Origin of the sequence: Marinicella pacifica (assembly GCF_014636635.1) — a bacterium.
GTDB lineage: Bacteria > Pseudomonadota > Gammaproteobacteria > Xanthomonadales > Marinicellaceae > Marinicella > Marinicella pacifica.
The window spans coordinates 1-5,190 of the sequence record NZ_BMEO01000027.1; the positions used below are offsets into that span (position 1 = coordinate 1).

The following is a 5,190-nucleotide window of genomic DNA, read 5'->3' on the forward strand; positions in this document are numbered from 1 at the left end:
GATTTATTACGACCCAATATGCGGGCAATCTCAGACAGTGAGATTTTAGTTTTGCGTAAAACTGAAATGTGGTATCGTTCTTCACTGCTAAGGTGCGTATATGAGCGATTCATAACCTGAATTCTCCTTTGTATTATTAAGCAAGTGCAACGGTACGCACCTTACTTTTTTTATGCAACTAAAATATCGTTGCACTTACAAATGGAATTCAGAGGTTTATATTGCAGATGAAAAACTTACCGTGCCTCAGAAGCAAGATTTAAAGAGTGTATGGAAAGTGGTTAGAAATGACTTAGGTTTTGATCCTTCTAAAGTACAGGATGATGATCTAAAGAAAATACTTTCTGGGTTACTATCTGTAGTGGATGGTATTGGAGCATTTAGAACTCACGCTAGCTCGGCACATGGTGAAGGTAGAAAACGTTATAACCTCCAACCCCGTCATGCAAGACTTGCAATACATTCAGCACACACACTAGCTGTATTCATACTTGAGACTTGGAGTGAAAAAAGCACCAACAAGTAACAGCAACGGGCTGTCGATATTATTAATTAATTATTGCTAAAAAATATTAAATTCATTCACTATAATGCTGGGTATACATGATTTTCTGCGCTGTGTCTGAGCTTTAAAATGGAGGAAGATGTTTAAATTTTAAGGTTCGGCATAAACGCAATAGAATTGACTCAATAATATTTATGGCTTTATGACTAAACTAAAAAAACTGGCACGTAGTCCTCTTAAAATTAAAAAAACAGATAAAACTAAATCAGCAAACCGAGTTTTTGAATGGATGGTAGTTGTTGAAAATGGCGGGAAAGTTGATGTATCTGACCTTAAAAAGTTACATGATGGAGAAAATATTTTTAATGAACTTCTATTCTTCCTTAAGGCTCAAAGAAAAAAGAGGGTATATTTATATTGTATATTGCGGTACCTAAGGTTCGTAATCTCAATAAATAAAAAAGTTAATGCAACGACGCTTAAGCTTTATAAGGCCGAACTAGATCATGTCACATCAAAAGAGGCAAACTCAAAAGCTCAAGAGTTCTCAATTTGCATTAGCTTTTTAAAACAGCTAATGTCCGTAGAAGTCATATTACGAGATAGGCTTCCCGAAAATTTTAAATACACCGCAAAAAAACATAAAGAATCATTTTATTCCTTATGTTGTAAAAATGAAAATGAGTTGAAAGAGGTTCTTGCTCCTTTTGGTGAGGACATTTCGAGTTTGTCAAAAAAATATGGTCTTGATTTAATTGAGGCTGCCAATTGCTTTTATTCTGATCGTTGTTTAGATATTATCCATAAGAAATCTATAGCTGATATTAAAAGTGGCCTTAATGATGTGGAGTTTGTGGATAATATCATATCAGGCACCTCTATGTCAGAGATTGAAAAGTTTAAAAAAATTAGTAATTTTTCAGAAATCTATTCATTTAAGCGTACAGTAGAGGAGGCAGTGGCAATTTTATATTCTCATTATGGTTATAGTCTTCCTAGAGTTGATGACTGGATTCCTGGAGTTTATGACGCATTAAAATCACGAGGATGGAAGTCAGATAAAATTAAGAAGGAATTAAAAGATGCAAAAACTAAAAAGGGTGAATTTTACACGATTATAAAAAACCTTAGTGATCGAGAAATAGAAACATATAAAAAAATAAAAGACTGGCGGATAAAAAGTTTTAAAAAAAAATCTGTTGAAGATTGTTTTAAAATTTTATATTCGAAATATGGATATTTTTTGCCTTTGGCATCTAAGTGGCCTTTTGGATTAGCAGACTACCTAAAGAGTAGAGGATGGAATTGTACAAGAGTTTATTCTGCTTTTTTCCCAGATAAACGCATACATATGCCATTACTTATTGCATTTTTATCACATAAAGAAATAGCGCCGAATGTTGATTCTATTTTTTACCACACATATTTTAACTCAATTCAAAAGGATTCTGAACGAGGCTATTGTTTATTAAATATGAATAAAATGAGGGGTAATAGTGTGGGAATACCTATTAAATTAAGTGATCCATTAATAGCAAGTACCCTGAAACTTATCAAAATATATCAAGAGCGGCTAATGGGGTGTGATGTAGGTCGTGATTTATTGAAGAAAAATAACAATTCAATATTCCTTAACTTGATGAGAATAAAAAAATATATAAAGCAAGAGAATGATTTGAGACTTTATGACCCGGGTACAGCAAGTGATTGGGTACGAAGAAGTTTATCAAATTATTCGAATGAAGAGCCATTATTAAAGCCATTAGTAACAAGTCTGGTTTCTGGAGAAAATTTCAGGCCAACTCATGCTCTGTTAACGAAGCTCAAAGGGGGCGAATTTGCAAAAATTAAAAAGCTATTAGGTCATTCTAAGACTTCAACGACCAAGAATTATGTTGAGCGCTCAGAAACATTAGGCTTGCTCAATAAAAAAAATATCGAATTTCAAAAGTTGTTGCTAAATGAAATTGCAGTCAACACTAGGGCAAATAAAATTGGTTCGACAAGCAAACCTAAGGACAAATTGCTTCAAATAGACTACGAGCAAAGATTAGCTTTAAAAACACCTGAGTTAGAAGCAGAATGGATTGCTTATCACGATAGTATTTTAAAAGATAAAAATAGACTAATGTTTGAAAATCCATATAGATGGAATAATTATTGGGCTTTGAGATTGGCAGAGTATCAGGTGTTAATTAGCCAGTTAGACTCTAAAAGTCTTCAGGTTGCAAAACAGAACGCAAAAAAAATCGATTTGCCAATTTTAAATTAAATATGAAATCAAAAGTATCAACTAAATCAATTGAGGTTGCTGAAAATGAAAAACTTAGTAATGTAGATATTCTAAGCACTCATAAAAATTGGCTGGTTGGGTTGCCAATAAGTGATGATTGGCAATTTGAAGAGTATTTAGAAGGTCAATATCATTCCAGGTTAAGCTTTAATTGGAGGCCGACATATGAACTCGCAACTTTACAGGATCAATTAAAATGGGATACATGGAAGAATTTTGCTAAAAATTTGTGTGTGATTATTTTTGATGAAAGTCATAGTCATATTAAACCAATTACTAATAAGATTTATGCTCAAAATATTAAATTAATATGCCAGTATTTTTGTTTTGAAAAAAACCGTCTCAACATTCAGCAGGTTACTAAAGAAGATATTTTGCATTTCGAAAGACATCTCAAAGAAAAAAAGATTTCAGTTGGCTATACCGAAGCTTTATTAACTGCTGTCCAATTTTTATGGATTAAACCGTTGTTCGCTGATTTAGAAGGTTTGTCCTTTGACCCATATCCGGTGGGAAGCTCTGTTAAGTTAGTATCAAAGAAAATTGGCCAACCAAATTGCCATACTACAACATTACTACCTGAAACAGGACTTGCTCTTATAGATCACGCCCTAAAACTAATCAAAAATTCCACTAAAACCATTGAGGATTTAGGTGATTATCTGAATCTTAAAAAAAGGCACAGAAGTAGGGTTTTCAAAAGAAAGCATGGATATTCTGCCACTGAACTTTTTAAAAAAACGGATTTGATATATGGTGCCTCAATTGTCTTGGTTCTGGGTTTGTCGGCAATGAGAAGTCATGAGCTTTCAGGATTAAAATATGAGGATGCTGTTTTAATTGTTGAAGGTAAGACAAACTGCTTAACAGGTAAAGTACATAAAACCGCTAACACTATAACGGGGAAAACAACTGAAAGGCATGTTATAAATGAAATCAAACAGGCGCTAGAAATAATTTTAAGGCTTACAAGTCATGTTCGAAAAAAAAATAAGAACACTTTGCTGTTACTTAAATTACCTATATATAATTCAGCCAATTCTAAAGGAAAAGCCATCGAGGAGCTTGGGTATCAGTCCTTATACAAGATATTAGATAAATTTGCTTTAGATGCAGGATATGTTTCGGGAACATTAAGACCCCATATGTTTCGTCGCTTTTTTGCTATGATGTGGACTTGGAGGTTTGAGTTAGGTGATTTAGAGTATTTGTCAAGGCTCCTGTATCATAATAAAGGCGAATTTACAAATGCTTATATAGAGGATGAGAGAGTATGGGAGTTCATGGATGAAGAGACAAAGAGAATGACTTATGACATTTTTGAAAAAATGTTTAAAGGTGAATTGCATATTATTGGTGGCTTTCATAAAACAGTTGAAAGCTATAAAAATATTTTAGAAGCAAAAGTAACTGTAATCTCGCCTGAATCGGTCCATGATTTTGTCGAAAGAGTAATAGATAGGAATAATTATTCTATCATTCCTGCAATTGATGGATACTGCTTTATGAGTAAATCTCGAGGGAGAAGATCAAAGTGTTCGACTAATGGATTGTCGCCAGACTATTCTAATAGAAGTGAAAGTACATGTACGTCATGCCCTAATTTTGGGGTTTCAATTCGAAGTAAGAAAGAATGGGAGTCACGATTAAATGCTCACTATTTAGTGTCGAAAACTACAAAATCTGAGAAATTAAAAAAAGCTTCAGATAAAGCGATTAAAGCTATTAAAAAATTAAAGTTAAATATTATTAGTTGAGGTTTAAATGATTTCACGTAATGAAAAATTTGTGCATGCTATTAAAGAGTCATTGAAAAATATAGAGTCACAGGGTGAAAAAATAACTATTTCAGCTGTAATCAAAAATGCAAGATATGAAAATAACAATCATGTTGGTAAATCAACCTTATATAAAAAAAATAAAAAAAATGAATTTATACATAAAGATTTGTTAAAGCTAATTAATAAGTCAAAAGATAAACAGAGTAAAAAAAATGGCAAAAAAACGAAATCTAGCACATTAAACGAGTTAAGGTCAAAAATTAAAAGTTTGAATGGTGAGGTTCAATCTCTAACTGATCAGATTGTCACTCAAGAAAGTAAATTAAGGCAATTGTCCTCTGTTAAGAGTTCAGATAATGCTACAATCGCTTCTCAAGAATTTGAAATGTATATTCTTTACAGTTTATTAAAGCGACTTACTACAAATAATTCTGATATTTATGAGTTTTCAACTAAATTTATTAACAAGTTTGAACAAAAATATTCAGGTGATACAATTCTTTCGGAAGCTAAGATTCAGATTAATAAATTGATAAAAAATGCAAACGATAAACCTATTTCGCTTTTTAAGCCAGAAATAACTGAAACTAAATAAAATAGGAGATATAGAT

The 5,190-nt window shown here is 32.3% G+C and carries 5 protein-coding genes; 4 read left to right on the top strand and 1 reads right to left on the bottom strand.

The annotated features are described in order from the left end of the window. Positions 1 to 113: helix-turn-helix domain-containing protein (locus tag IEV16_RS13570; RefSeq protein ID WP_188366186.1), on the bottom strand; the 113-nt coding region annotated here is incomplete at its 3' end. Between the two features lie 59 nt (positions 114 to 172). Here IEV16_RS13570 and IEV16_RS13150 point away from each other — a divergent pair. The 4 genes from IEV16_RS13150 to IEV16_RS13165 all read left to right on the top strand — a co-directional run bounded on the left by IEV16_RS13150 (position 173) and on the right by IEV16_RS13165 (position 5,174). Further along, positions 173 to 526: an abortive infection family protein gene (locus tag IEV16_RS13150; RefSeq protein WP_188366187.1), complete on the top strand. Its 354-nt coding sequence runs from the start codon at positions 173 to 175 to the stop codon at positions 524 to 526. Positions 527 to 707: 181 nt separating this feature from the next. After that, positions 708 to 2,777 (top strand): hypothetical protein, encoded by a 2,070-nt coding sequence (locus tag IEV16_RS13155; RefSeq protein WP_188366188.1) that lies wholly within the window; start codon positions 708 to 710, stop codon positions 2,775 to 2,777. 2 nt (positions 2,778 to 2,779) lie between these two features. Then, positions 2,780 to 4,555 (top strand): site-specific integrase, encoded by a 1,776-nt coding sequence (locus IEV16_RS13160; RefSeq protein WP_188366189.1) that lies wholly within the window; start codon positions 2,780 to 2,782, stop codon positions 4,553 to 4,555. Between the two features lie 7 nt (positions 4,556 to 4,562). Continuing rightward, positions 4,563 to 5,174, top strand: a complete 612-nt coding sequence (locus IEV16_RS13165; protein WP_188366190.1) for a hypothetical protein — start codon at positions 4,563 to 4,565, stop codon at positions 5,172 to 5,174. Positions 5,175 to 5,190: the final 16 nt, after the last annotated feature.